This window comes from Pseudoalteromonas sp. SG43-3, from assembly GCF_014164385.1.
GTDB classification, from domain to species: domain Bacteria; phylum Pseudomonadota; class Gammaproteobacteria; order Enterobacterales; family Alteromonadaceae; genus Pseudoalteromonas; species Pseudoalteromonas distincta.
Genome location: NZ_JACJFC010000002.1, coordinates 247,773 through 273,603, shown reverse-complemented (window position 1 = coordinate 273,603; position 25,831 = coordinate 247,773). Strand labels below are relative to the sequence as shown.

The 25,831-nt window shown below is 39.4% G+C and carries 29 protein-coding genes; 22 read left to right on the top strand and 7 right to left on the bottom strand.

Annotated elements, in window-relative coordinates; genetic code table 11:
- Window position 1: 1 nt before the first annotated feature.
- Genes uraH through xdhA form a run of 5 tightly spaced genes read right to left on the bottom strand, consistent with a single transcriptional unit; the run spans window position 2 to window position 5,542 of the window.
- Entirely contained in the window at window positions 2–340 is a 339-nt protein-coding gene (uraH, locus tag H5157_RS03035; RefSeq protein WP_024595278.1) for a hydroxyisourate hydrolase, read from the bottom strand.
- Window positions 337–837 (bottom strand): 2-oxo-4-hydroxy-4-carboxy-5-ureidoimidazoline decarboxylase, encoded by a 501-nt coding sequence (gene uraD / locus H5157_RS03030; RefSeq protein WP_024606698.1) that lies wholly within the window; start codon window positions 835–837, stop codon window positions 337–339. The genes uraH and uraD overlap by 4 nt, the downstream gene beginning before the upstream one ends.
- Entirely contained in the window at window positions 834–1,724 is an 891-nt protein-coding gene (xdhC, locus tag H5157_RS03025) for a xanthine dehydrogenase accessory protein XdhC (protein ID WP_182724105.1), read from the bottom strand. The genes uraD and xdhC overlap by 4 nt, the downstream gene beginning before the upstream one ends.
- Entirely contained in the window at window positions 1,717–4,056 is a 2,340-nt protein-coding gene (xdhB, locus tag H5157_RS03020) for a xanthine dehydrogenase molybdopterin binding subunit (RefSeq protein WP_182724104.1), read from the bottom strand. The genes xdhC and xdhB overlap by 8 nt, the downstream gene beginning before the upstream one ends.
- Window positions 4,043–5,542, bottom strand: a complete 1,500-nt coding sequence (gene xdhA / locus H5157_RS03015) for a xanthine dehydrogenase small subunit (RefSeq protein ID WP_182724103.1) — start codon at window positions 5,540–5,542, stop codon at window positions 4,043–4,045. Before xdhA ends, xdhB begins: the two co-directional genes overlap by 14 nt.
- A 198-nt stretch (window positions 5,543–5,740) precedes the next feature.
- Here xdhA and H5157_RS03010 point away from each other — a divergent pair, with 198 nt between their 5' ends.
- The 9 genes from H5157_RS03010 (at window position 5,741) to H5157_RS02970 (ending at window position 15,170) form a co-directional block, all read left to right on the top strand.
- Entirely contained in the window at window positions 5,741–7,300 is a 1,560-nt protein-coding gene (locus H5157_RS03010; RefSeq protein ID WP_182724102.1) for an ABC transporter ATP-binding protein, read from the top strand.
- The gene (locus tag H5157_RS03005) at window positions 7,297–8,400 is read left to right on the top strand and encodes an ABC transporter permease (protein ID WP_182724101.1); all 1,104 of its coding nucleotides are present in this window, start codon (window positions 7,297–7,299) and stop codon (window positions 8,398–8,400) included. The genes H5157_RS03010 and H5157_RS03005 overlap by 4 nt, the downstream gene beginning before the upstream one ends.
- A gap of 3 nt (window positions 8,401–8,403) precedes the next feature.
- On the top strand, window positions 8,404–9,330 hold the full coding sequence (locus tag H5157_RS03000; protein ID WP_024591976.1) for an ABC transporter permease: 927 nt from the start codon (window positions 8,404–8,406) through the stop codon (window positions 9,328–9,330).
- Between the two features lie 72 nt (window positions 9,331–9,402).
- On the top strand, window positions 9,403–10,470 hold the full coding sequence (locus H5157_RS02995) for a BMP family ABC transporter substrate-binding protein (protein WP_182724100.1): 1,068 nt from the start codon (window positions 9,403–9,405) through the stop codon (window positions 10,468–10,470).
- 74 nt (window positions 10,471–10,544) lie between these two features.
- Window positions 10,545–11,921, top strand: coding sequence for a uracil-xanthine permease family protein (locus tag H5157_RS02990; protein WP_182724099.1), 1,377 nt, complete (start codon window positions 10,545–10,547; stop codon window positions 11,919–11,921).
- A 29-nt stretch (window positions 11,922–11,950) separates the two neighbouring features.
- Window positions 11,951–12,685, top strand: a complete 735-nt coding sequence (locus H5157_RS02985) for a DUF5020 family protein (RefSeq protein ID WP_182675000.1) — start codon at window positions 11,951–11,953, stop codon at window positions 12,683–12,685.
- A gap of 137 nt (window positions 12,686–12,822) precedes the next feature.
- Complete coding sequence (locus tag H5157_RS02980; RefSeq protein WP_182724098.1) at window positions 12,823–13,419, top strand: RDD family protein; 597 nt, start codon at window positions 12,823–12,825, stop codon at window positions 13,417–13,419.
- Between the two features lie 135 nt (window positions 13,420–13,554).
- The gene (locus tag H5157_RS02975; protein WP_024595034.1) at window positions 13,555–13,956 is read left to right on the top strand and encodes a hypothetical protein; all 402 of its coding nucleotides are present in this window, start codon (window positions 13,555–13,557) and stop codon (window positions 13,954–13,956) included.
- Window positions 13,957–14,534: 578 nt separating this feature from the next.
- The gene (locus H5157_RS02970; protein WP_004334621.1) at window positions 14,535–15,170 is read left to right on the top strand and encodes a trimeric intracellular cation channel family protein; all 636 of its coding nucleotides are present in this window, start codon (window positions 14,535–14,537) and stop codon (window positions 15,168–15,170) included.
- A 2-nt stretch (window positions 15,171–15,172) separates the two neighbouring features.
- Here H5157_RS02970 and H5157_RS02965 read toward each other — a convergent pair whose 3' ends face one another.
- Window positions 15,173–15,607: an N-acetyltransferase gene (locus H5157_RS02965; protein ID WP_182724097.1), complete on the bottom strand. Its 435-nt coding sequence runs from the start codon at window positions 15,605–15,607 to the stop codon at window positions 15,173–15,175.
- 97 nt (window positions 15,608–15,704) lie between these two features.
- Window positions 15,705–17,171 carry a DASS family sodium-coupled anion symporter gene (locus H5157_RS02960; RefSeq protein WP_182724096.1) on the bottom strand — a complete coding sequence of 489 codons (1,467 nt, stop codon included), beginning with the start codon at window positions 17,169–17,171 and terminating at the stop codon, window positions 15,705–15,707.
- 284 nt (window positions 17,172–17,455) lie between these two features.
- Here H5157_RS02960 and H5157_RS02955 point away from each other — a divergent pair, with 284 nt between their 5' ends.
- From H5157_RS02955 to H5157_RS02895, 13 genes are all read left to right on the top strand, one after another.
- Window positions 17,456–18,295, top strand: a complete 840-nt coding sequence (locus H5157_RS02955) for a DUF417 family protein (RefSeq protein WP_182724095.1) — start codon at window positions 17,456–17,458, stop codon at window positions 18,293–18,295.
- 10 nt (window positions 18,296–18,305) lie between these two features.
- Complete coding sequence (locus H5157_RS02950) at window positions 18,306–18,584, top strand: Rho-binding antiterminator (protein ID WP_182724094.1); 279 nt, start codon at window positions 18,306–18,308, stop codon at window positions 18,582–18,584.
- Window positions 18,585–18,787: 203 nt separating this feature from the next.
- A complete protein-coding gene (locus tag H5157_RS02945) occupies window positions 18,788–19,108 on the top strand; it encodes a hypothetical protein (RefSeq protein ID WP_024596161.1) in 321 nt (106 codons plus the stop codon).
- A gap of 111 nt (window positions 19,109–19,219) precedes the next feature.
- The gene (locus H5157_RS02940; protein ID WP_182724093.1) at window positions 19,220–19,618 is read left to right on the top strand and encodes a hypothetical protein; all 399 of its coding nucleotides are present in this window, start codon (window positions 19,220–19,222) and stop codon (window positions 19,616–19,618) included.
- Between the two features lie 79 nt (window positions 19,619–19,697).
- Window positions 19,698–20,120: a hypothetical protein gene (locus H5157_RS02935; protein ID WP_182724092.1), complete on the top strand. Its 423-nt coding sequence runs from the start codon at window positions 19,698–19,700 to the stop codon at window positions 20,118–20,120.
- Between the two features lie 318 nt (window positions 20,121–20,438).
- Entirely contained in the window at window positions 20,439–21,023 is a 585-nt protein-coding gene (locus tag H5157_RS02930) for a GNAT family N-acetyltransferase (protein WP_024596159.1), read from the top strand.
- A 239-nt stretch (window positions 21,024–21,262) separates the two neighbouring features.
- Entirely contained in the window at window positions 21,263–21,640 is a 378-nt protein-coding gene (locus tag H5157_RS02925; protein WP_310736822.1) for a hypothetical protein, read from the top strand.
- Between the two features lie 123 nt (window positions 21,641–21,763).
- Entirely contained in the window at window positions 21,764–22,276 is a 513-nt protein-coding gene (locus H5157_RS02920) for a hypothetical protein (RefSeq protein WP_024596157.1), read from the top strand.
- Window positions 22,277–22,447: 171 nt separating this feature from the next.
- Window positions 22,448–22,672 (top strand): ribosomal protein L7/L12, encoded by a 225-nt coding sequence (locus H5157_RS02915; protein WP_007378552.1) that lies wholly within the window; start codon window positions 22,448–22,450, stop codon window positions 22,670–22,672.
- A gap of 367 nt (window positions 22,673–23,039) precedes the next feature.
- Window positions 23,040–24,578, top strand: a complete 1,539-nt coding sequence (locus H5157_RS02910) for a glucan biosynthesis protein (protein ID WP_182724091.1) — start codon at window positions 23,040–23,042, stop codon at window positions 24,576–24,578.
- 235 nt (window positions 24,579–24,813) lie between these two features.
- Window positions 24,814–25,176 (top strand): 2OG-Fe(II) oxygenase, encoded by a 363-nt coding sequence (locus H5157_RS02905; RefSeq protein WP_149593221.1) that lies wholly within the window; start codon window positions 24,814–24,816, stop codon window positions 25,174–25,176.
- Entirely contained in the window at window positions 25,170–25,418 is a 249-nt protein-coding gene (locus H5157_RS02900; protein ID WP_182692416.1) for a DUF1272 domain-containing protein, read from the top strand. Before H5157_RS02905 ends, H5157_RS02900 begins: the two co-directional genes overlap by 7 nt.
- Window positions 25,419–25,461: 43 nt before the next feature.
- A complete protein-coding gene (locus H5157_RS02895) occupies window positions 25,462–25,764 on the top strand; it encodes a hypothetical protein (RefSeq protein ID WP_182724090.1) in 303 nt (100 codons plus the stop codon).
- The last annotated feature ends 67 nt before the right edge of the window (window positions 25,765–25,831 follow it).

Sequence of the window (25,831 nt, the reverse complement as noted above, 5' to 3'; positions counted from 1 at the left end):
ATTAGCTACCTCTGTATGTAGAGTAGCCAAACGGGCTAAGCAACAACGGAATATGGTGATGTTTAGTATCTTGTAATCTAAACGTTATTTGCGCCTCTGGGTAAAACGCAGGGGTAGGTTGGTTTTGGTAATAACTATCTAAATCAAATACTAGCTTATAGGTTGCAAATTCTACTTCTGTATTTAGCCAATCGGTAATTCGCCCATCGGAATCGGTTTTGCCTTGGGTTAGTTGTACCCATTCGTTATTTGTAAGTTTAAATAGCTTAACAGCAACATTTGCTGCTGGTTTTCCGGTGCTTGTATCAAGTATATGGGTAGTTATAGGGCTTTTGCTCATAGCAGTGACTCCAATCTTATTTTTGTTATTTTGGCTTGTTCGCCCGCGGCTATATTTAGCTCTGTACTGCGGGTGTTGTGTATGCGCTGCTCTATGAGTTCGAGCATTTGTTCGGCCGTTTTACCGGTGGCGCACACAATAAAAATAAAGCCAAACTTGTTCAGGTACTCTTTATTGAGGGCAATCATTTTGGTAAGTACGGCTTCGTTTGCTTTGCTCATACCCGATTGCTCATGCCCCGCTTTTTGTGCGGTAGCAGCGTATTTTTTGCTAAGGGTTGATAAGTCGCCTATTTGCGGGTGGCCTTCAAAGGCAGCTAAATAGTCGCTTTCGCCAAGGTTATCCCATGTGCTTTGTGCGCATTCAAACAGCTGCTGAGCACTTTTAAATGGCATTGCTTTTACCATGCCCGCCACCCAGTTAGGGGCCGCGCAGCAATGCTCAAGTGCTTGTTTTACTTGTGCATCATTTAGCGTATTTATTTGTAAACTACTCATGCGTTTACTTCCTCTTGCGTGGTGCTAATTAAGGCATTTTTTAGTGTGCGCCATTGCAAGCCTTGGCGTTTTGGCTCTTGGGTTTGCATAGCCTGATAAAGGCCAATTAGCTGTCCACTAATCGAAATAGCCACTTCCATTGGTAATTTGCCCGAAATGTTATTAAGCCCAACAGGGCAGGTCATTTGCTGTATTTGAACGGCTGTAAAATCGCGATGTGCTAGGCGTTGCTTAAAGCGTTTGGCTTTAGTGTCAGAGCCAATTACACCAAGCCAATTGGCATCGGCGCGTTTAATAATGGCTTGGGTGAGTGCAAAGTCGAGCTGGTGGTTATGGGTCAATATTAAGTAGTTGTTAGCTTTAGGCGCACGTTTTACTTGCTCTGTTGGTTCTTCATCAACCACTTTTACTACGTTATTTGGAATAGCCTGTGGGAATACATCGGCGCGGCTATCTATCCAGCGTATGCGCATAGGTAGTTGTGCCAATATACCAATAAGCGCCTGTGCTACGTGGCCTGCGCCATAAATGTCTAAGGTAAAGCGCTCGCATTGCATGCATTCAAGCATAACGGTGGCAACCCCGCCGCAGCACTGGCCTAAATTTGCACCTAGGTTAAATTGCTCAATTACTTGGGCGGCTTCGCCTTTGGAAAGTAGTTCGCGGGCTTTTTCTATTACTACGTACTCAAGATGGCCACCGCCAAGGGTGTCGTAAATATGCTCGCCGCTTATTACCATTTTAGAGCCTGTGCCGCGTGGGGTTGAGCCATTGGTGCCAAGTACCGTGGCAATTACATAGTTAGTGCCGCTTTGTTCGTGCTCGTTTATAGCCTGCGCCCAATTTTGCGTATGAAAACCCTGAAACGACTCATTTAAATTAGTCATGTTGATGCTCCTTAAACCAGCTAGCGGTTTGCTCAATTGCACTCAATACTCGCTCTGGGGTTGCGGGTGTATCCAGTGGGGCGGTGTATTTATAATCAGCCACACTACTTATTGCATTACGAATAGCGCTCCATACACTAAAGGCCAGCATAAATGGCGGCTCGCCTACGGCTTTTGATCTAAACACGGTGGTTTCTGGATTTGCTGAGTTATAAAGATTGACGTTAAACTCGGCAGGGGTATCGCCAATGGCTGGTATTTTGTAGTTGGCTGGGCCAAAGCTTGCAAGCTGGCCTTTATCATTCCATTGTAAGTCTTCGGTTGTTAGCCAGCCCATACCTTGCACAAAGGCGCCTTCAATTTGCCCTATATCAAGTGCTGGGTTAATTGAGCTGCCTACATCATGCAGTATATCAACGCGAGTTACCGTGTTTTCGCCCGTAAGCGTATCTACTTCTACTTCACTCAGTGCAACGCCGTGTGCGTAGTAAAAAAATGGGCGGCCTTCGCCTTTGGCTCTGTCGTAATGAATTTTGGGTGTGGCGTAATAACCGGTAGATGAAAGCGATATACGATTCATGTAAGCAAGATTTGCAAGTTCGCTAAAGCTAATTTCCCCTTTACTAAAAGTAATGAGGTTATCTTTAAATGTAATACTTTGGCTGTCTACTTCAAAGTGCTCGGTAATAAAATCAATTAAGCGCTCTTTTATTGTGTTTACTGCATTTAGCGCCGCCATGCCGTTTAAGTCGGTACCACTTGAGGCCGCTGTTGGTGAAGTGTTTGGCACCTTGTCGGTACGCGTAGCACTAATACTTACCGCGTTAAAATCGACCCCAAAGCCATGGGCTACAATTTGCGCAATTTTGGTATTCAGCCCTTGGCCCATTTCGGTGCCGCCGTGGTTTAAATGTATAGAGCCATCGCTATATACATGCACTAATGCACCGGCTTGGTTTAAGTGTTGTACAGTAAACGATATACCGTATTTAACCGGCGTCATCGCAAGGCCTTTTTTTATAATAGGTGACGATACGTTAAATGCTTTAATAGCCTCTTTACGTGCCCAGTAGTCACCCGACTCCTCAAGCTGAGCAATCATATCTATTAAAATATGTTGCTCTACGGTTTGATGGTACGGCGTGGTATCGCGGCCTTTTTTGTATAAATTAAGTTTTCGGATCTCAAGTGGATCTTTACCTAATTTGGCGGCTATATCGTCCATTATTAGCTCGCCCATAATCATGCCTTGCGGGCCACCAAATCCTCTAAATGCGGTATGGCTTACGGTATTTACTTTACAGCGATTACCCTTAATTGTGGCGGCTGGGTAGTAGTAGGCGTTATCGACATGAAACATGGCGCGGTCTACAATTGCATCTGATAAATCAGGCGAGTAGCCACAAAATCCGTTTACGGTAATGTCGGCACCTTCTATTAAACCATTTTCGTCAAAACCAACATGATAGTGATTATAAAACGGGTGGCGCTTACCGGTTAATTTAAAATCGTCGCTACGGGCTAGGCGCATTTTTACTGCGCAGCCAAGGTGGTAAACCGCAAGAGCTGCAAGGCATGCCCATGGTGCGCCTTGGGTTTCTTTGCCGCCAAAAGCACCGCCCATACGGCGGGTTTCTACGTTTACAAAGCTAAATGGCTTTTTTAAAATTTTAGCGACTAAGTGTTGCACCTCAGTAGGGTGTTGCGTAGAGCACTGAACATGAATGCCCCCGTCATTATCAGGTTGCGCCAGCGCAATTTGGCCTTCTAAATAAAAGTGTTCTTGCCCGCCTATGCTTATTTCGCCTTTAAGCTGGTGGGTTGCGTCATTAATGGCGTTTTCGCTGTTACCACGGTTAAGTGAATGGGGCGGCCTTACCCAATGCTCTTTGCTAATGGCTTCTTTAATATCAAGTATTGGCGTAGTTTGCTCGCACTCTATAACCACCAAGCGTGCCGCGCGGCGCGCTATTTCATAGGTGTCGGCAACGACAATTAATACAGGTTGCCCGTGGTATTGAATTTCATGGCTGGTCAGCAGTACATCACCAGGAAATACCGGGCCAATATCTAATTTACCCGGAACATCTTCGGCCGATAAAATACGTTTAACGCCTTCAACTGCCAGTGCGAGACTGGTATCTATTGATTTAATAAAGCCGCTTGTAACAGGGGCGAGCACTGGGTAGGCATGCAGGCAACCGTAAGGCTCAGGGTTATCGTCGGCAAAATTTGCACTGCCACAAACTTGTTTAATAGCGCTTTCGTGATATTTAGATTCTCCAACGCTACCACCTTGCGCTTTTAGTTTATCCATTTCAAAGTGACGCATGTGAGATCCTCGTAATGGCAATGTTGTTATTGTTGCGTGCTTGTGGCTCACAAAACTCAATACCAATGCGTTGTAATAAGTTTTTGCTTACCGTGGTGCGGTAATGCGCACTGCTTCTTACATCGCTCATGGGCGTAAAGTCATCGTTAATAGCCGTTGCTGCGTCTATAAAACTACTTACTTGTAATGATTGAGATATCAGCTTTTGCTCAATATGCTGCGCGCGCTTAGGAATAGCAGCCATACCGCCCATAGCGCAGCGGGCTTGAGTAATCATGTTTTGTGAATGCTCTATAGCAAGCACCAAACAAACGGTAGATATATCGTCTTCAAAGCGTTTTGATATTTTATGACATGCCAGTTTTAGCGACTCTGGGCGCTTTGGAATGGTGAACTTACTAATTACTTCATCGCTTTTAAGAACCGTTTTTTTGTAATCAATGAAGTAGTCGGCAACTTTAATAGTGCGCGTACCAGCGCTGCTTAATAAATCCATTGATGCATTAAGAGCGATTAAAAGGGGAGCGGGATCGCCAATAGGAGAGGCATTCCCTATGCTGCCACCAAGCGTGCCGCTGTTACGTACTTGGCTTGATCCTAAGCGTTCAAATAGCTCTTTTGACTCTGGGTAATGGTTATAAAATACTTCAACAAATTGGCTATAAGGTAGTGCTGCACCAATGTGTAACTCACCGTTATTATCTGCCAAGGTGCAAAGGTCCTTTACTTGGCTAAGGGAGATAATTACATCTGGTAAGAGCATGTTTTGGCTAAGCTCAATGGCAAAGTCGGTGCCACCAGCAACTAAATGTGCATAAGGATAAAGCGCTTTTAGCTCAACAAGTTGCTGGGCAGTTTGTGGTAAGTAAAATTTACGAGGACCATTTTTTAAAAATGGAATATCGTCATCATATTGCGTATTAAGTGATGCTTTAAATTGAGCGGCCATTGCTGAGTACGGTTCAGCTTTACGCTCATAGCTATAGGCTTTTTCGGCTGCAAGTAATATAGGGCTATAACCTGTACAACGGCATAAGTTACCGCCAAGTGCATGAATAACCGCTTTTTTACCAGGGTACGTTGGCTCATTAATATAAAGAGCCAACAAACTCATTATTATACCAGGCGTACAAAAACCACACTGCGAACCATGGCACTCCACCAGTGCACGTTGTACGGGGTGTAAATCGGTTAAGTTTGGGTATAAGCCAGTAGTCACAGCCTCTACCGTTACTATATGTTTTGCATGCGCATTACCTAATAACAATAAACAGCTGTTCATTGTTTTGTATTGCCAACTAGTTTGCCCGTTTGCATTTATATGCTCTTCACCCACTAAAATTGTGCACGCGCCACAGTCGCCAGTTGCACACCCTTCTTTGGTGCCCACTTTCCCTTTTTTGGTGCGTAGCCAGTCCAAAATGGTGAGACTTGGCGAACATTCTTGTACTTCAATTGGCGTGTTATTTAATAAAAATTGAATCACACAGACCCCCTTAATTTTTATAAAGCCCTGATACATAAAGGCTTGGCGTATGTTTTTTCTTGTTGTTTGCGCACGGGTAAGAAAAATACTTTTTCATCTTGGTAAGTATATTGCAGTTACCATGCCATTGTTGACCGGTTGGTCAGTTGGTGTTTTGAGTAGGCTAAATTGCTCATTAAGTACAAATAGGCCCTAATAATGAATAATAAATACCGCCTTACTATGCAGGGAATGACAAAGCAGTATCCCGGATGTATAGCCAATAATGACGTAACCTTAAAAATTAAGCATGGTGAAGTGCATGCCTTATTAGGTGAAAACGGTGCGGGTAAAAGCACATTAATGAAAATGCTTTATGGTGTGATTAAACCTGACCAAGGGGACATGTTTTTTAATGGCCGTATAATGAATATAAAAGAGCCTGCTGATGCGCGTGATTTAGGCATTGGAATGGTGTTTCAGCACTTTTCGTTATTTGAAACACTTACGGTCGCCCAAAATATTGAACTAGCGTTAGGTGATTTAGCTGGGCATAGCAGCACGCTTGCGGGTCGAATTACGAAAACATCAACACGTTATGGTATGCCATTAGACCCCCATAGACTGGTATCAACACTTTCAACTGGCGAGCGCCAACGAGTAGAAATTGTTAGATGCTTATTATTAGATATTCAGTTACTTATTTTAGACGAACCCACTTCAGTACTTACTCCACAAGAAGTCGATGCATTATTTAAAACCCTAAAGTCACTTAAAAAAGAAGGCTGCTCTGTGCTGTTTATTAGCCATAAACTGCACGAAGTGATTGAGCTATGTGACAGTGCGACCATTTTGAGAGGCGGGAAAGTAAGCGGGCATTTTATTCCTAAAAACGAAACTAGTGAGTCAATTGCTAAGCTGATGGTAGGCGACAACACGCCAATTAGTAACCAAACTCGCAGAGCTTTGGGTACTGCGGATTTTTTAACCGTTAATAATCTAACCACCGCCGCACAAGCATTATTTGAAACACCCCTTAAAAACATTAACTTTGCAGTACAGCAAGGCGAAATAGTGGGGATTGCGGGTGTTGCAGGCAACGGACAAGAAGAGTTATTAAAAGTGCTTTCGGGGGAACAAATTCAAGCTAGTAGTAGCGCCATTAAATTTAAAAATACCGTAGTTGATGCACTGTGCCCGCTAAAAAGGCGCCGCCTTGGGCTTGCATGTGTGCCAGAGGATAGGCTTGGGCGAGGAGCCGTGCCCACTATGGATTTGGCACAAAATGCATTGCTTACTAGTTTTGATAGTGGACTAGTTAAAAATGGCTTTTTAGTAAAACAAAAAATTACTGAGCTTGCTAATAAAATCATTACAAAATACAAGGTTAAAACGCCAAGTTTTCGCACTCATGCAGCTAGCCTTTCAGGTGGTAATTTACAAAAATTTATTATTGGTCGCGAGGTAGAGCAAAATCCAAAACTACTCGTTATGTCGCACCCTACTTGGGGTGTAGATATAGGTGCACAGGTGGCGATACATGAAGCTATTTTAAAGCTTCGCGACGAAGGGTGTGCGGTACTCGTTATTTCAGAAGATTTAGACGAACTTTATAAAATTTGCGACCGCATTGGCGCAATTTGTGATGGCAAACTGTCTCCTATTTTAAATACCGATACCGTACCGCTTGTGCAGTTAGGGCAGTGGATGGCTGGCGACTTTAGCGATGTTTTTAATAACCAGCCTAAAGTACACACACCACAAGGGGCACTCGTATGATTAAGTTAGAACCACGTGTTGAACGCTCACCAGCGTGGAGCTATCTCTCTCCTGTTTTAGCTATTTTACTCACATTAATAACCAGTTACGTGGTGTTTGCCTTATTAGGGCATGATCCTCTAAATGCCCTGTATACATTGCTTATAGCACCTGTTGCCGATTGGTATGGTGTAACAGAGCTACTTGTAATGACCATTCCTATTTTGCTATGCGCCTATGGCTTAGCGCTTTGTTATAGAGCATCGGTTTGGAATATAGGCGCAGAAGGGCAACTGCTTATTGGTGGTGTATGTGCAAGTGCTGTAGCCGTTAACTTTGTTGACTCAACAAGTGCTTTTGCAATGCCACTTACATTATTCGCTGGTATTGCTGGTGGCATGTTGTGGGCGGGGCTTGCTGCTTTTATGAAGCTGCGTTTAAACACCAATGAAATTTTAGTCACCATAATGCTCAACTACATAGCAGTAAATGTATTGCTGTGGGCTGTTCATGGGCCACTCAAAGATCCTCACGGTTATAACTTTCCTGAAAGTGCATTGTTTGGCGATAGCACGTTATTGCCTGTTTTATTCGACGGTACTCGATTGCACTTAGGCCTGGCGTTTGCGTTATTAGCGCTATGCGCCACATGGGTTTTTATTAGTAAAACCTTTATAGGCTTTCAAATACAAGTACTTGGGCTTGATGCATCCGCGGCCAAAATGGCGGGTTACAAGCGAGCATTATTAATTGCCGGAGTGCTAGTTATTAGCGGGGGCTTGGCGGGGCTTGCTGGAGCGGGCGAAGTAGCTGGGCCTATTGGGCAGCTGGTTCCGCAAATATCACCCGGTTATGGCTATGCCGCCATTATTGTTGCTTTTTTAGGGCGACTGCACCCATTAGGAATTACGTTTGCGGGTTTATTAATGGGGCTTATTTATATGGGAGGTGAGCTTGCGCAAATTAACATGGGATTACCTAACGCTATAACCGGTATTTTTCAGGGGTTAATGCTGTTTTATTTACTCTCGTGCGATGTGCTTATTACTTATCGCCTTAGATTTTCGCTGCCATTTAAACAACAAAAAGCGCAGCCAATACATATTGCACAGGAGTCTTAAATCATGGAATTAGATGTAATTACTAATATTTTATACGCCACTATTCGTACAGGCACCCCCTTATTGCTGGTGGCGCTGGGTGAAATGGTATGCGAAAAAAGCGGCACCTTAAATTTAGGGCAAGAAGGCATGATGCTCTTAGGCGCGGTGGCAGGGTTTATAACTATGTACCAATGCGACAACCTATTTATTGGTTTTACTGTAGCAGCTTTGGTCGGGGTTATGGCCTCACTTATTTTTGCTTTTGTAGCACTTAATTTAAATGCTAGCCAAGTAGCGGCAGGTTTAGCGCTGACTATTTTTGGTACAGGCCTTTCGGCATTTTTAGGTGCTGACTATGAGGGAAAAACCATTAACGCGTTACCTACTTTAGCAATTGCAGGGTTTGAGCATATTCCGGTTTTAGGCAAAGCGCTATTTTCGCAAGACGCCATTGTGTATTTAAGTTGGGGTTTAGTGCTTGGTGCGTATTTGTTTTTTAAATACCACAGAGCAGGGCTTGCAGTACGAGCTATTGGCGAAAACCCAAGTGTGGGTAATAACTTAGGATTACCTGTAATGCGTACACGTTATTTAGCCGTAATGTTTGGCGGCGCACTGGCTGGCATTGCGGGCGCATATTTGTCGTTGGCTTATACACCACTTTGGACTCAAAACATGACGGCAGGGCGAGGTTGGATAGCCCTTGCTTTAGTGGTGTTTGCAAGCTGGCGTATTGAGCGCGTAATGCTTGGCGCTTATTTATTTGGCTTTGCCAGCATTATGCACTTAGTGGCACAGGCTTTTGGGTGGGCTGTGGAGTCTAACTTACTGGCCATGTTGCCTTATGGTGCAACGCTTATAGTACTGATTATGCTCAGCAAAAATAAACAAAAATTAAAAATGTACGAACCCATGTGGCTAGGTAAGCCTTGGCACAAGGGTCATTAAATTAATTACAAAATCAATAAGGTAAATCACCTGCTTCAACAGGATATTAAAAATATAACACGGAGAATAACAATGAAAAAACTTATAACAGCACTCGGGGTTGCATTGAGCTTAGGCATAAGCGCATCTGCTATTGCAAAAGATAGCGTAAAAGTTGGCTTTGTATATGTAAGCCCCATAGGTGAGGCCGGTTGGACGTATACACACGATGTAAGCCGCCACTACCTTGAAGAAAAGTTTGGCGACAAAATAGAAACCACTTTTGTCGAAAGCGTACCAGAAGGGGCGGATGCAGAGCGTGTTATTACGCAACTGGCTAAAAGCGGGCACGATTTAATATTTACCACGTCGTTTGGCTACATGAACCCAACACTTAAAGTGGCTAAACGATTTCCTAATGTAAAGTTTGAGCATGCCACAGGCTATAAACGCGCAAAAAACGTAAGCACTTACTTTGATCGCATTTACGAAGGACGCTACCTAACAGGTGTTATTGCAGGGCACATGAGTAAAACCGACAGTATTGGTTATATTGCTGCGTTTCCTATTCCGGAGGTAATACGCGGTATAAATGCATTTACGCTTGGCTTGCGCTCAGTAAAGCCGAATGCAAAAGTAAAAGTAGTGTGGGTTAATAGCTGGTTTGATCCGGGTAAAGAGCGTGAAGCTGCCGATAGCCTAATAGATCAAGGCGTTGATATTATTACTCAACATACTGATTCGCCTGCACCACTTCAAGCAGCGCAAGCCGCTGGTATTTACGCTATTGGCTATCACTCAGATATGAGCGGATACGGTAAAAAAGCACATTTAACGGCAGCGGTTCATCACTGGGATGAATTTTATGCAGATCGCGTACAGCAAGTACTTGACGATAAGTGGCAATCGCAAGATATATGGAAAGGGATAGGCTCAGGGATGACTCGCTTGGCGCCGCTAAGTAAAGATATTCCAAGTGATGTAGTGAGTGAAGTAAATGCTATTTCAGAGAAAATTGGTAAAGGTGAATTTCATCCATTTACTGGCCCTATAAAAAATCAGCAAGGTGAGCTGATTATTGATGCGGGTAAAACAATAGACGACAAAACGTTGTTGGGTATGGATTTTTATGTTGAGGGCGTTGAAGGGCAGCTTAAATAAGCGGTTAACGCAATAACAATGAGTTAATCACTTAGACAAATACAGTGGCTAACTCGCAAAACGTAGAGGTTTATATGTCAATAAATACAAGCTCGTCTGACGATATTATATATGCAGTTGATGACAAACCAGGCGTAACTGAATCATTTTTTGCCGCACTACAGCACGTACTCGCAAGCTTTGTAGGTATTATTACACCCACGCTTATTATTGGCGGTGTGCTTGGTTTAGCTGCTGAAATACCTTATTTAATTAGTATGGCATTATTTGTATCTGGTGTGGGCACGGTTATACAAGCGCGGCGTGTTGGCCCTGTGGGTTCAGGATTAATATGTGTGCAAGGTACAAGCTTTGCCTTTTTAGGGACTATTTTAGCAACAGGCTTTACCGTTAAAGCCACCGGAGGCAATAACGACGAGGTCCTTGCCACTATATTTGCAGTGTGCTTTTTGGCCGCTTTTGTTGAAGTATTTATTAGTTTTTTTATTAGTAAATTAGGCAAAATAATTAAGCCAGTAGTTACTGGTGTGGTCATCACTACTATTGGTATTTACCTAATTAAAGTAGGTATGACTGATATAGGTGGTGGGCAATGGCTACTTACTAATATGCCTGAAAAATTTGCTTCAACGAGCAACTTAATTGTTGGTTTTTCGGTTGTGGCTTTAGTGGTGCTGCTCAATGCAAGTAAAAACCAATGGGTGAGGCTAACGGCTGTGGTAGTTGCAATGATACTTGGCTGGTTACTTGCGTTTGTATTAGGTATCGCTAATTTTAAATTAGGTGAATTTGATTTAATTGCCATCCCACTGCCCTTTAAATACGGCTTTAATGTTGATTTTGGTGCACTCATAGCCTTTGGTTTTTTATACCTTATTACTGCAATTGAATCGACAGGCGATATTACTGCCAATTGTGCGGTTTCTAAGTTACCTGTTAGAGGGCCTAGCTACTTAGCACGTATTCGCGGCGGTATTTTAGGTGATGGCGTTAACTCGATGATCGCCGCCTTATTTAATACTTTTCCTAATACTACTTTTAGTCAAAACAACGGCGTTATTCAGCTAACTGGAGTTGCCAGCAGGCATATAGGCCTGTGGATAGGCAGTATTTTAATCATTCTTGGTTTGTTTCCTGTGATTGGTGCTGTATTACAAAATATACCTAAACCTGTTTTGGGCGGTGCAACGCTTGTAATGTTTGGCACCGTTGCCGCCGCGGGCGTAAAAATACTCGCAAGCGAAAAAATAAATCGCAGAAGTTTACTTATTATTGCGGTGAGTTTGGGGCTCGGGCTAGGTGTTAGTTTTGTACCGGAGTTGTTTGCAAACGCACCTAAGTTAGTTACTGCCATATTTGGTAGTGCAGTGACGGTGTCGGGTATCACCGCAATAATAATGACGTTGGTACTACCAGAAAATTACTCAGCAAGTACGGATCATCTTAACTAAACTAATAAAAATCATAAAAGGGATTAACAATGAAAATCAAAACAATAAAAAAATTAGCATTAGTAACTGCAATTGCAATGTGCTCTACAGGTGTATCGGCTAAAGAGCTTTGGTCTGATTTTAGTATTACCGCAATGACAGGAGCCGACTACCTAGAGCCGTTTTCAGGTACTGAAGATGATAGAAGTGTTGTTACTATAGAGCATGCATCGGGACATACTTGGGGCAGTACGTTCTTCTTTATGGATAGGCTAAGTAATCCCGATGAAGTGTACGGTGAGCTAAACATAAACCCTACTCTTTACAAGCCACAAAATAGCTTTGTTAAAGAGGTGTTTTTAGGCCTACAAACAGAGTATGGCTCGGGAGATACGGATCAAAATAACTATTTATTAGGGGGCGGTGTATCACTTGATGTACCTGGCTTTCAATATTTTAATGTGGCTTATTATCGTCGTTTTCAAGATGATATAGGTATTCAACGTGAAGATAATAACCAAATAACAGTCACGTGGGGCTACAACAAAGGTAACTTTAGATACGATGGCTTTTTAGATATTGTAGATAGCACCGACACAATGTTTGGTAAAAGTGAAGGTGGCTTTAACTTTACCTCGCAGATTAAATACAATATTGCCCCTATGCTCGGCTTAGATACAGGCCGCCTTGATGTGGGTATTGAGTATGTTTATTGGAAAAATAAATTTGGTGTAGATGGGCAAACCGAACATAATCCAAACTTGCTAGTTAAATGGCATTTTTAACAGCAAATTGAATGGTATTTAATTAATAATTAAAGGCTACTTTTTAGTAGCTTTTTTATTTGATTATTTTAAATAATTGAATAGCTTAAATTAGTTGTGTTAAATTACTTTTTAATAACACTATATGGATTTTTTGCATGGATTCTGAAATTGATTTTTCTACCTACACTTTAGATGAGCTTTACTCATCAGCGAGAGCTATAGATCGCGAAGCCTACCCAGAACGAGCAAAAGAAATAGACGACTTAATTAAAACGCGAGAAGCACAGAGCCCATCTGAAATTATTGTATCAAAATTAGCAGGAGAAAAAGCAACGCGCTCAGATAGGCTAGTGGCTGCTATTGTTGATGGCGTTTTAGGTGTTGTTTGTTTTATACCTGTATTCATGCTCGTAGGGTTTGATAATTTAAGCCAACCAACACTTACTTTATCTGCAGGTTTGCTAGGTTATGGCATATTAAGCACGTTAGTGCTTCATGGTTACCTTATGTACCAACGCGGACAAACAATTGGTAAATCTTTAATGTCTATCCGTATTGAAAATTTAGATGGTACACAAGCAAGCTTTACTACAATTTACTTTAAACGCATGCTTTGTATGCAACTATTATCACTTGTCCCTTCGGTAGGTCAGTTTATAGCTGGTTTTGTTAATCCATTATTTATATTTGGAAAAGATAAACGATGTTTACATGATCATTTAGCGGGAACAAAAGTGAGTTATGTAGATTAATCAGGATATTAATTATGGCAGCTTTGCCCGGATTTAAGTTTGATTAGCAAAAGTTACAAAATGGCGTATTTCACTAAATTGGTAATATAATTAAAAAACCTTACCGATTTTTTTGACTAGTAACCAAGGATGATTATGAAAAACAACACACAACTAATTTTAGCACTAGCGGCCTCTTTAATTTGTTACTCAACATATATTGTATTGATAGATAAACCTTTTAGTTTGCAAGCGCTTAACCTGTTTTTATTTCCCGTTATTTTATATTTTGTGTTTATTCGTTCGCGTAATGTTGAGCAAAGCCCGTTAAAGGCTGTACGCGTTGAGGGGCAAATATTATACGTTTATAAGCAAGTGTTTAATATTAACGATATTAACAAAGTCGTCATCGACAAAACTAAGAGGCACGGTGTATTTGCACTACCGTATAATCAAGTTGATGGTAAAACAACTGAGTTTATTTTCAATAAAGATGCGTTTGAATCTTTAAAATCCTACCTTTTACAAAACATTCCAAATGTAAAAATTATTGAATAAAGTAAAGAAGTAACAATGAATTTAAAGAGCATATATTATTCATTGGGTTTCTTACTGCGGCGAAAATCAATGAGGTGATAAATGAGAATATTTAGGAAAACAAACGAGTTTGATAAACTGTCGAGGCGTTACGCATGTATTAAATGTGGTACTTGGGTGAGCATAAAAGCCCAAAACTGTATGCAGTGCCAGCATAGTTTTACCAATAATGATAAAAGCTCAATGCAAACACTCTATAATCAAAATAAAGAACAAAACTGGCAACATGCAATATTGCCTATTATTTTTGTAATATTGGTAATAGCTTTATTGTTCATTTAATTTCTGCTTAAAATTTAAAAGTGCTCGACTGCAACTCTGTAACAAAATCCCTCTGTACTTTCACGTGTAAAAACTACCCATAATTAAAATAATTACTCTTGTTAATCCTTCACTAAATATCACATAGCTAACGTTTTTTAATAAATGAAATAAGCTTATAAATTTCAGTCACTTAAATTGTGGGTTTATTTATATTTACTCAGTTTTTTGGCACGTAAGTTGATACAGCTCCTAATAAACTTTAAAAAGGAATTACCATGACTGCTGAATACTTTATGGTACTAGGGTTACTCGGTGTTGCATTTTTTGCTGTTGCAGGGGCATTGCTTGGGTATGAAAAAAACATTAGTGGCTTTGGCGTCGTAGTGGTTGCAACCGTTACTGCACTAGGGGGCGGTACCCTCAGAGATATACTTTTAAACAAACCAGTATTTTGGATTGCTACCCCAGAGTATTTATATTCAACCTATGGGGCCGTTATAGCAACAATTGCATTTATTCGATATTTACCGCGCGTTAATAATTACTACTTTTTATTAGTAGACGCTGTGGGTATGGCGTTATTTAATATTATGGGGATAGAAAAAGCACTCATTAATGGCTCTGGTATGGTGGTCGCAATTACCATGGGTATCACTACAGGTATATTTGGTGGTTTAATACGTGACGTAATTTGCCGTGAGGTACCAACTGTTATGCGCAGCGAACCATACGCCTCTGCGTGTTTAGCGGGTGGTGCAGTCTATGCTGCTTTATTTAGCCTTAATGTAGATTACATTTGGTGTATTTTAGGCTCATTTTTCACGACTATCTTTTTAAGATTAGGCTCTTTGCATTGGGGTTGGCATTTAACTATTTTCAGAAAAAAAGACTTCAGAGATCAAAGCGACTAATTTTAGCTACGAGTAGCTCGCGTTTGCATGTGGTACTCGTAATTATCCTCATCCGTTATAGTAAAACCCAGCCGCTTATAAAGTCCTAATGCTGGGTTGTTTTTAAGCACGGTGAGTTTAATGGGTTTTGACTGCGTATTTGTAATAACTTGTTCAATAACCGCTTTCCCATACCCTTTATTTTGGTGCAATGGATGTATTTGTAATTGCATTATTTCAACGTATTGAGCGTGTGTTTGGTATTTTAAAGTACCAATTGGTACCTCATTTATAACTATAAGATGGGAGCAGTCATATTGATCATTAAGCCTTAAAACATGCTGTTGATCTGTTAAAAATAACCCGGCATTTTCTAAGTGTTCAACCATAGTCAGCTTTCTGAGGCTTAATAAGTAGTCTCGGTCTGAATATGCTGCCTTTATGAATTTAAAAACCATAGTGCTCCCTTGCAACAGCCTCAATGTTTATATTTGTAGAACTAACTAAAATAAGTGCGCAGTATTAAATGTGCAAGCCAAACTAACAAAGGCAACACTACCAATACCCAAGTGCTTTCCACCAAAGCCCGCCAATAATTCCCCATACACTTAAATTAATAACGCTCATTATAAGGCCCATTACCCACCAGTCTTTTAACGATACATAGCCTGAGCCAAACACTATGGGTGATGTGCCTGTTGCGTAATGCGTTAACGACATCATGAGTGATGAGGCGCCAGCTAACAGTAAACCTAAAAATAAAGGCGGAGCGCCAAGCGCTAAACCTGCGGCGTAAAATGCGGCAAACATAGCAGTAATATGTGCAGTAGTACTCGCAAAAAAGTAATGAGCGTAAAAATACACAGCTACCAATATAATAGCCGATACAATCCAGTCAAAGCCCAGTTGCGCAATATTGCTCTCAACAAGTGTTGAAAACCACGTTACCAAACCTAGTTTATTTAAAAAAGTGGCCATCATTACTAATGCTGAAAACCAAACAACGGTATCCCACGCAGACTTTTCTTTAAGTACATCGTCCCAGCTTAATACACCAGTCACTAATAAAACCGACAGACCCAAAAAAGCCACTGCGGTTGTATTAACTGCGTAGTCAGCCCCTAAAATCATTGCAGGTACGCCGGCCCATAAAACAAGCAGCATAGCAAAAACACCCACCATTATTTTTTCGCCATAACTCATTGGGCCCATTTCAGTTAATTTAGATTCTGCGTAGGTTTTAGCGTCGGGCGTACTTTTAACTTCAGGTGGGTAAATGGCATAAACAACCAAAGGCACAAGGGCAATACATAGCAAACCAGGAACAAGCGCTGCGAGCGCCCATGTACTCCAAGTAATACTAATATTTGCACCAGTAGCATCTGCAATAAGTTTTACAATTAGCGGGTTAGGAGCCGTGGCGGTAATAAACATAGCTGATGTAATAGGGTTTATATGGTAACTCACTAAAGCAAGGTAGTGGCCAATTTTACGAGAGGTGCCTTCCTCAGGGGATGAGCCAAAGCTTGTTGCTATAGACTTCATTATTGGGTGAATAATAGCGCCGCCTCGCGCGGTATTACTTGGCGTCACAGGCGCTATAACAAGTTCAGAAAGTGCGAGTGCATAGCCAATACCAACTGTTTTTTTACCAAAAAAAGAAATAAAATTATAGCCAATACGATTTCCCAAACCGGTTTTAGCTAACCCCCGAGAAATAATAATAGCAATACCAATCAGCCAAATTAATGAGTTAGAAAAACCACTTAATGCATCTTTAATAGCACCAGATGGACTGTCATTAGTTACGCCAGTTAACGCAACAGAGGTTATAGCTAAAATAGCAATAGCGCCGATAGGCATTGCTTTACCAATAATGGCAACTACAGTACCAATAAATAAAGCGAGCAAATGCCATGCGTTTTCTGTAACACCTTGCGGAGGCGGTACAGCAAACCAAAGTAATAAAACAATGGCTATAGAAATCAGTCCAGAGGTAATTCGAATATCAGTACCTTTCATTAAAATGTCCCTAAGTTTTAGAAATGCATGCATTCAGTGTATTGAAAAGGCAACGTTATTCTACTCCATTTAATAATAAAAAAGATGACGCACATCATATGAAAATTAAACTTATTTAATTTTATTAATAAAGAGGTAATAAACCATAAACTAAATGAATAATTAAGTTACCCGATGAGAGCTTACGTTGTGCTTAATCAACTCTTATATTTTTAAGAGTTAGCTTGAATTGTTTTATCGACTAGCAAGGTCTTTGTAAGTCTTAACGAATACTTGGAAATACAATGAACTTAAAATTAACCAACAACGTGATTACTTTTTTATTAGCGAGTAGCTTTTTGTTACTTGGCTTATCGTTTGCGTTAGGAGCAAACCCTAATACGTTAACGGCTACATTTAGCTTTTACGGCGTTGATTCGCTAATGTCTGTATCTGCGTTAGGTTTAATTAGTGGCTCATTTATGATTGCCTTAGCGTTTGCCACCGTGCTCGCTCGCCTTAAATTAATGAAACCTACACCAGCACTTTTACTTGCAGCAATTATAAGTTTAGTTGCATTACTTACCTTGTTTGCCAGTAACCGTTGGATGGCTCAACTTGGCGGCTTTCCAATCATTGGTAGTGGGCAGGGCATAATTAAATACTTTGCTGTAGTGCCTTTGTATTTGTTTTTATTTTATAAAGACAAACTTACCGACAAACAACACGTACTTTTAAACTTTATACCTGTTGCCATGGTTTTATTGTGGATTGGCGGCATGAAGTTTTATGAGTTTGAAGCAAAAGGCATTGTAAGTTTAGTAGAAACTTCACCGTTTATGTCGTGGTTATACACGGTATTTAGCGTACAAGGCGCGTCTAACATGATTGGCGGGTTTGATGTATTATTTGCTGTGTTATTGGGCTTAGGGCTATTTTTAAATAATAAAAAGCTAATTATTATAAGTGGCTTAGCGTGTTTAAGTGTATTTATGATGACCCAAACATTCTTAATTACCGCCACCGGTGCATTTAGTTCTTCCACTTTATTGGAGCGTTTAGGGCAATTTGTAATTAAAGATTTGTGGTATATAGCCAACCTTGTTGTTATTGCTTTTTTAATGATTTTTAAGCCGACTAAATAAAGAGAGCGTTATGATCAGTTGCAACCAATACGACTACATCGAAATTGCTTGTATGCACCATTTAAGCATTAAGCTTATATTAAAAAATGGTGATGGTGTATGCGGGATAGCAACTGACACAAAACGCAATGCTAATAGAGACGAATGCATAGTTGTTAATGTAAATAGCGAGTTGAAACTCATTGTGCTAACTACAATCAGCGTACTTAAAGCGCATGAGAAAAACCCATACTTTGACCATGTGAATTTTGAAGTAAATGCCTCACTCATTCGTTTTTATCATAAATAAAGCTCTATTTTTGTTTTGTCCAATAACATTATTAAACACCGTTTTGGCGAAAAATTACAAAGGGTTTTTTGTAACATATTTAATTACTTGTTTACACTGAAGTTGTTTAGTGGAATTATTGAACACTGTAATATACGCCGTTTTGGGGTGCTATAAATCCCCAAAGTGGTGCTCAATAAGCTGTTAGGTGTTTAAGGATAAGCATGAAAAAGTATCTACCTTTAATCATATTAATAATCTCTGGTTGTGTTGGTATGAAAACTTATAAAGGTGTCATAGTCCAATATAGCGATGTAAGCAAAAACTCTGATGGGACGTATTCAATTGAGGTTCTTGGTCATACCGATCTTAATGAAACAGATATGGTCGAATTGGTAGAGCTCAAAGGAAAAGAGTTATGCAAATCTAGTGATATATACGTAAAAAAATATAAAATGGGTACTTATGGCTCGCATAGTCAGTTTGGTTCTGTCTACCCACCAAAGATTAACGCAACAATTGACTGTAGTGTAAACAATGCATAACAGGCTGTTAAACAAGGATAAAAATAGTTGGCTTTGTTCCTTTGTTGCTAATTTAACTAACTATTTTCTGCCTGTTAACAGGCTCTTTATATAACTACGTGAGGAGAGATGATGAACAAGGAAACTATAGGGAAATACGTCGCAGTTTTGGGATTATTGCTTTTCTGGGCACCTCTTTGGGGAATTGTTGATTCGTATTTAATTATGTCCTCTTCATTTCAAGAGATAACGCTGTTTGGAAGTAATGAACCTAAAATATCACAAGAAGAAATGTCATCAACAGCTTTGTCTACAGTAACAGGGTTCATCTTATTTTTAGTTGCACTTTGCTTTTTAACATTTTCCGTTGTGGGCTTAAACTATCGAACTGAGTGGCTTTTTTGGGCACTAATAATCTATTCAACATTGTTACTCTTCATGTTCCCTGTTGGTACAGTGTTAGGTGTAACTCTGCTGGCAGCGCTAGTTTTGAACAGGAAAAAATTTGGACTTGACGGTGACCTTACATAACAAAACCATTAACCGGATTTGTGCAAGAGCGCCACAAATCTGGTTATGGCAGGCGTTAGCTTTCTAAGAGGGTTTCGAGTTGAGAACAATATTTAGCTTTATTTTAGCCTCTTTAGTTGTTGCATTTTTAGCGCCAATGGCAATTGAAATGAAATTTACTATTATTCCTTTTGGTATATTTATTTGGACGATAATAGTTGTTCTAATTTTAGTTCCAGTAACAGCATTTCCAATTTATAAATTTATCACTAAAAGTTGTGGTTATTCGCTAAATACAGTGCTCAAATCTTCAGTTATATCTACTTGCTTAGTTTCTTTCTTTTTTGTTTTCCCTTCAGGTTTAGATAGCTCAATTATTAATGGTAAGGTATTGGTCGAAAATGGTTCAATTACGTTAATAGGTTATGGATATAGCTTTTTACAATTGTTTTTATTTTCTATAGTAGGCCTTGTTGCTGGTATTGTATTTTACGTTTCAAAAATAGAGTTAAACAAAAGCTAAAGAATTAGGATGAAATTCATTCTAACTTTTACATAAATAATAAATTAAAGCAGCGGGTTAAGTGAGTTTTATAAAAATGAATCACGCAAAAAGCTGAGCTACAATGAAAGAAAGAGTAAAAAGACACTCACACTAAATTATCCAGTAATAGCCTCCAAAACATCAATTAAAACAACAGTTAACAATTTTTTATATTCCACGTGAAATACAGTAATAGATTGAACCTAAATAGGAACTCAGCTATGGTTTGTTTACCAATAAAAACAAATAAAAAACGAGTTGATCTACAGGCTTGTTATATTTCACGGAGGATTTAGGTTGTCATTTCCGACTTTAGAGACAAATCGCTTAAGGTTAGATCAATTATCAAAAGAAGATTCAAATAGTTTGTTTGAGTTGTTCTCGGACAATTCAGTTGTAGAATATTATGATTTAGAGGCGTTTACTGAACTGTCACAAGCCAGCCATTTAATTGAGTTTTTTAACGCTCGTTTTAAAGAAAACTCAGGTATTCGTTGGGCTATTCGCCTAAAAGAAACAGATCAACTTATAGGTACTTGCGGCTTTAATACTTGGAGCCCTAAAATGAAAAATGCTGTTATTGGATATGATTTACTGCCTAAATATTGGGGTAAGGGTTTTTCCACTGAAGCAGTTCATCGAATAGTTAAAGCCGCATTTTCAGGTGACCTATCTTGCGGTAAACTTAATCGTATTCAAGGCGATACTGTTCTTGGAAACTCTGCATCTGAGTCACTCCTTTTAAAAGTTGGGTTCAAAGAGGAAGGTATAAGGCGTCAAAGTGGTTACTGGAAAAATCAGTTTCACGATCTTAAATGCTTTGGGTTAATTCAGTCCGAGTACTCTGAAATACGCCAAGTTAGGATAATAACAAACAGTTAGCACACCAAATTTCCAGTAATACCTTCCAAAACGTCAATTAAAGCAACAGCTAACAATTTTTTATATTCCACGTGAAATACAGTAACGATTGAACCAAAATAGGAACTCAGCTATGGTTTGTTTATCAAAAAAATAAAAAACGAGTTAATCTACAGGCTCGTTAAGATTAAAGAAACTAATTAATTGAATCTGACTGTTAGAGCTATTCTACAGCCTCGTTGTATTGCTAAAGGATTATCGTGAAATATTCTAGGATTGTACTCTTTTCAGTAGGCTTGTATTTATTGCTAGTTGCTTTATCAACAATAGCAACAAAGATTGTTGGCTTTGATGAAATGACTCAAAGTACCTCATTAACTTTTACTTATTACGTCCTCGGGTTTGTAACCTCTTTAATCGTTTATTGTTACCTAGGCTATAAGCAAACAGTGAGTCCGTATAAACAAGCCTTTTTAGTTGCGGCGGTTTATTGGTTTATTGATCTAAGTGTCGGTGCCTTACTATACATTTTATTAGAAATATCAATGGATCCTCTGATATATTTAATTTCAGCTTTGCTGCATGTTATTGCTGTTTTATTAGGTACATTACTTGGTATTCAATTACGTCGAAAATAGTTGAGCGTAAATAAACAAATCGTAAAGCAGAGCAAAAACAGCTGGTTTTTGCTTTTTCGCCCTAACCTTAGATAACAACCTTACGGCCTATTTATTCGGCATAAGTAAAAAAGGAATTTAAATTTGCTATTCGATTGGTTTAGCTCTGAAAAGCCAAATGTTTATTTGGGATCGTTAGCTGTAGCTAATAACAGCCATTTTTCTAAGGTAGAGTCGTTTTTTTATATAACGGGCGATTCACTACAAGATCATATGCACAAGAAGCTTGAAGATATTTTTTGTCTTCACAGTATTTCGTCTATTAAAGAGCCTAAAAAGTCAGATATTGGTTTAGATGTTGTTATAGTTACTTTGCATGGTGGTGATGCATTCACTATAGATTTTGATACAGCTATTATTCCGCTATTTTGGCGACCAAAAGTTAAGTTAGTATCGCGTTTGTATAATATTAAACACAATAAGACGATTAAAACGTTCAGCGTTTCTAAATCTGTTACGTGGCGCGAATTCATAGCTAAAAAATTTAGCTTAAGAGGCTTTTTTCGTTGGGGTCCTTTGTACCATAACGAAGACATGGAAATACTGTTGTATAAAGCATGCTACGAGTTATTAAATAAAATGCGAAAGGCTATTTAACCAGTAGCCAATAAGAATAATTAAAATAAGATAAAATAAAAATACATTTTGCTCTTGGTGAACATTATTACAAACAAAAGAGGAACTCAGCTATGGTTTGTTTATCAATAAAAATAAATAAAAAACGAGTTAACCTACAGGCTCATTATTTTTCGAACATCGAGGATATTTATGGAAATTGAATATATTTGGGGTGTTTTAGCGGTTATTGCAGTTTTATTTATATTAATATTTGGTAACTCAATACCTAAGCATGGCAGCGTAACCGAAGGTGATGTTATTGTTGCTTTAAAATCAGGTCATAAAGTTAGAGCAATAAAATATTATAGATCTGTTCATGGTGTAAGTTTGAAAGAAGCTAAAGATGCTATTGAAAAATTAACTTCAAAAACATAAAAACATGCCCTGAAGTGAGGGCCAAATAAAACTCAGCCATTAATTGCAAGTTTTAAAAGGGGTGAGCCTCTTCGTTTTCCACCACCTAAATACAACCCTTATCCATTTGAATACCAGCGATCTAATAATAAATTGGGCTATCCCACTTATTTTCACTTCAGCGATATCATCAAACGCGCGCGAATCCCTTAAAACCAATTCTCGTAAAAACAAATTAATTATGGGAGGTTCTGTAGTCAAATAACGATACTTTAGTAAACGCTAGTTCATATTACGTCACGTAATATCCATACAGAACTTTAAGTTAAACATACGCTCGTGCAGCATTCCCATTTTTATTTGACTCAATTTATTGGATATTCTTTTTATGAAATTAAAGTTATTTATCGCAATTATTTTTAGCACTTCGATGTCGTCTTACGCGACAGAAGCAGTAGATAAAACGGAGTTTTCATTCGAAGACTTAAAAGCCCTAGCAAAAGCCTCAGCCGAAAAGCCCTATACGCCAACTAAGGTGCCAGCGCCGGAGTTAATCGATAAAATTACGTATGACGAACACTGGAAAATACGCTTTAAAGAAGATGAAACCTTATACCCAAGTGGAAAAAAGGCGCCCGTACAATTATTTTACCCTGGTCGATATTTTCCTGAGCCAGTAAGTATTTACATCAGAGACGATAAAAATCAGGTTCAAAATGTACCTTTTAGTAATGATATTTTTGATATGCCTGATGACAGCCCAGCTCACGATCTCCCAGAAGGGTTTGGATTTGCAGGCTTTAGAATAATGCGCCCAGATATGAAACCCGATTGGATATCTTTTTTAGGCGCGTCTTATTTTCGTACCGACGGGCCAGAGGGGCAATATGGACTGTCGGCTCGAGGTATTGCAATTAATACGGGTATGAATCAGCCAGAAGAATTTCCGCGCTTTTCTGCATTTTGGATTGGCCCCGCAGAGAAAAAAGGTGAAAGTGTGTCTGTTTGGGCATTGCTTGAAGGGCCTTCTATCACTGGTGCTTATCGATTTGGTTTAAGTAAAGATAACAAAGAAGCCAAAGGCCATATTACCTCTGTAACGGCTAATTTGTATATGCGCGCCGATGTTGAACGCTTAGGCGTAGCACCGTTAACCAGTATGTATTGGTACTCACAAAAAGATAAAACAGAAGCTAAAGATTGGCGCCCAGAAATTCACGATAGCGATGGCCTTGCGATTCACACAGGATCGGGTCAATACGTTTGGCGCCCATTAAATAATCCTCAGTCGGTGTCAACCAATAGCTTTATTGATGAGAACCCAAAAGGGTTTGGTTTAATCCAAAGAGATCGTGACTTTAATAACTACCAAGACGACGGCGTATTTTACAATAAGCGTTCATCAGCGTGGATTAAACCTACTGGCGATTGGGGCAAAGGCGCAGTTCAGTTAATCGAAATTCCTACAAAAGATGAAACGTTCGACAATATTGTTGCCTACTGGGTGCCCGAAAAAGAGACGCGCAAAGGCGACGAGTTTACCTTTTCTTATGATATTGAATGGCGTCCACTCGATCCAAAATCAAAAACGCTTGCAAGCGTTGTAAATACTCGCCAAGGCTTAGGCGGAATTCCCGGCCAGCCTATTCCTGAAGGCGTTAACAAGATGGTGATTGATTTTGAAGGTCCAGTATTTAAAGGCTTAGATAACAAAAGTGGTATAAAGCCGATTGTTGAAGCCAGCAACGGTGAAATATTAGAACCTATTGGAGTTTATCCGGTAGTTGGTACAAACCAATGGCGATTAGCGTTTGACTACAAACAAGCTAACAACAATCCGGTGAACATACGCGCGTATTTAGTTGATAAAAATGATGAAGCTATAACTGAAACATGGGTAAGTGATGCAAAGGTAACGATTAAATAAGACCTTAAATAAGCATTAAAGTAAAACGGGTGGCTATATTTTGATTTTCTGTCAATTATAGCCACCATAATGTCTATTAAAACGCCAATCAAAACACCATTAAAACTCCCTTTTATATCCCACGTAAAATATAGTAATCGATTGAATCAAAATATGAACTCGGCTATGGTTTGTTTATCAATAAATATAAAAAAACGAGTTAACCTGCAGCTTATTAGCTGTTTCGAGGGATTGTATGTTTTTTTTGAGTAAATTATTTTGTTGGGAGCGAGGCCGACAAAAATCAGGCTACGATAAAATGTTGATTTGTGGTGCTACGTGGCCAATTAAATTTGATACATATTTGCTTAAATTCCCACAAGGAAGTGAAATAGCACCACACACAGACAAAGTTGAATCTGGTAAACACTATCGGTTGAATATAGTGCTTAAAAAAGCAGATTTGGGTGGTGAGTTTATTTGTAGTAATCCGATATTTGAAACAAAGCGGGTTAAGCTATTCCGCCCTGATGTAAGTGAGCATCAGGTATCAAAAGTTATAAAAGGTAATAGATATTTACTCAGCATTGGGTGGATAAAAGGGAGCGCTAAATGCTAGATTTAAGACCTAATTGTGAATGTTGTGATAAGAATCTACCTGCAAAGTCCACAGAGGCTTTTATTTGTTCATTTGAATGCACATTTTGTTCTGGCTGTGCTCAAACGTTATTAAATAACGTGTGCCCAAACTGCTCAGGTAATTTGGTTCAGCGGCCAATTCGCCCTTTGGCTGCACTAAAAAATTACCCAGCATCGACTAAACGGGTATTAAAAAAAAGTGTTTGTGCGCCAAGCACATAAGAACACAAAGTATAATAATTACATTTCTGGGTATGGAGATCTGATGAGAAAATCCTTTGAATTTACTATTAAGTCAATCAAAGTTAAAATAATTAACACTTGGTTTAGTGGTGCTAAATTATATGTGAATGGTGACTTACGAGATACTGACAAAACTTTGTTAGCTATTAGGAATAATACTTTACTATCTGCAAATTTAGGTGAGTTGGGTGTTCTAGAAATCAAGCCATTATCGGGTTTAATTACCGTCGAAATGGATGCATATTTGGTTAATGGTACAAACATTCAACATGTATATAGCTCACATAAACGCCTTAGCCTAAAAGAGCAAAGGACAGCCCGATAAAGCTACTTTAAATAACGTATATTCCTGCATTTACCTGCCTTCAGTAATAACCTCCAAATGACTTTGA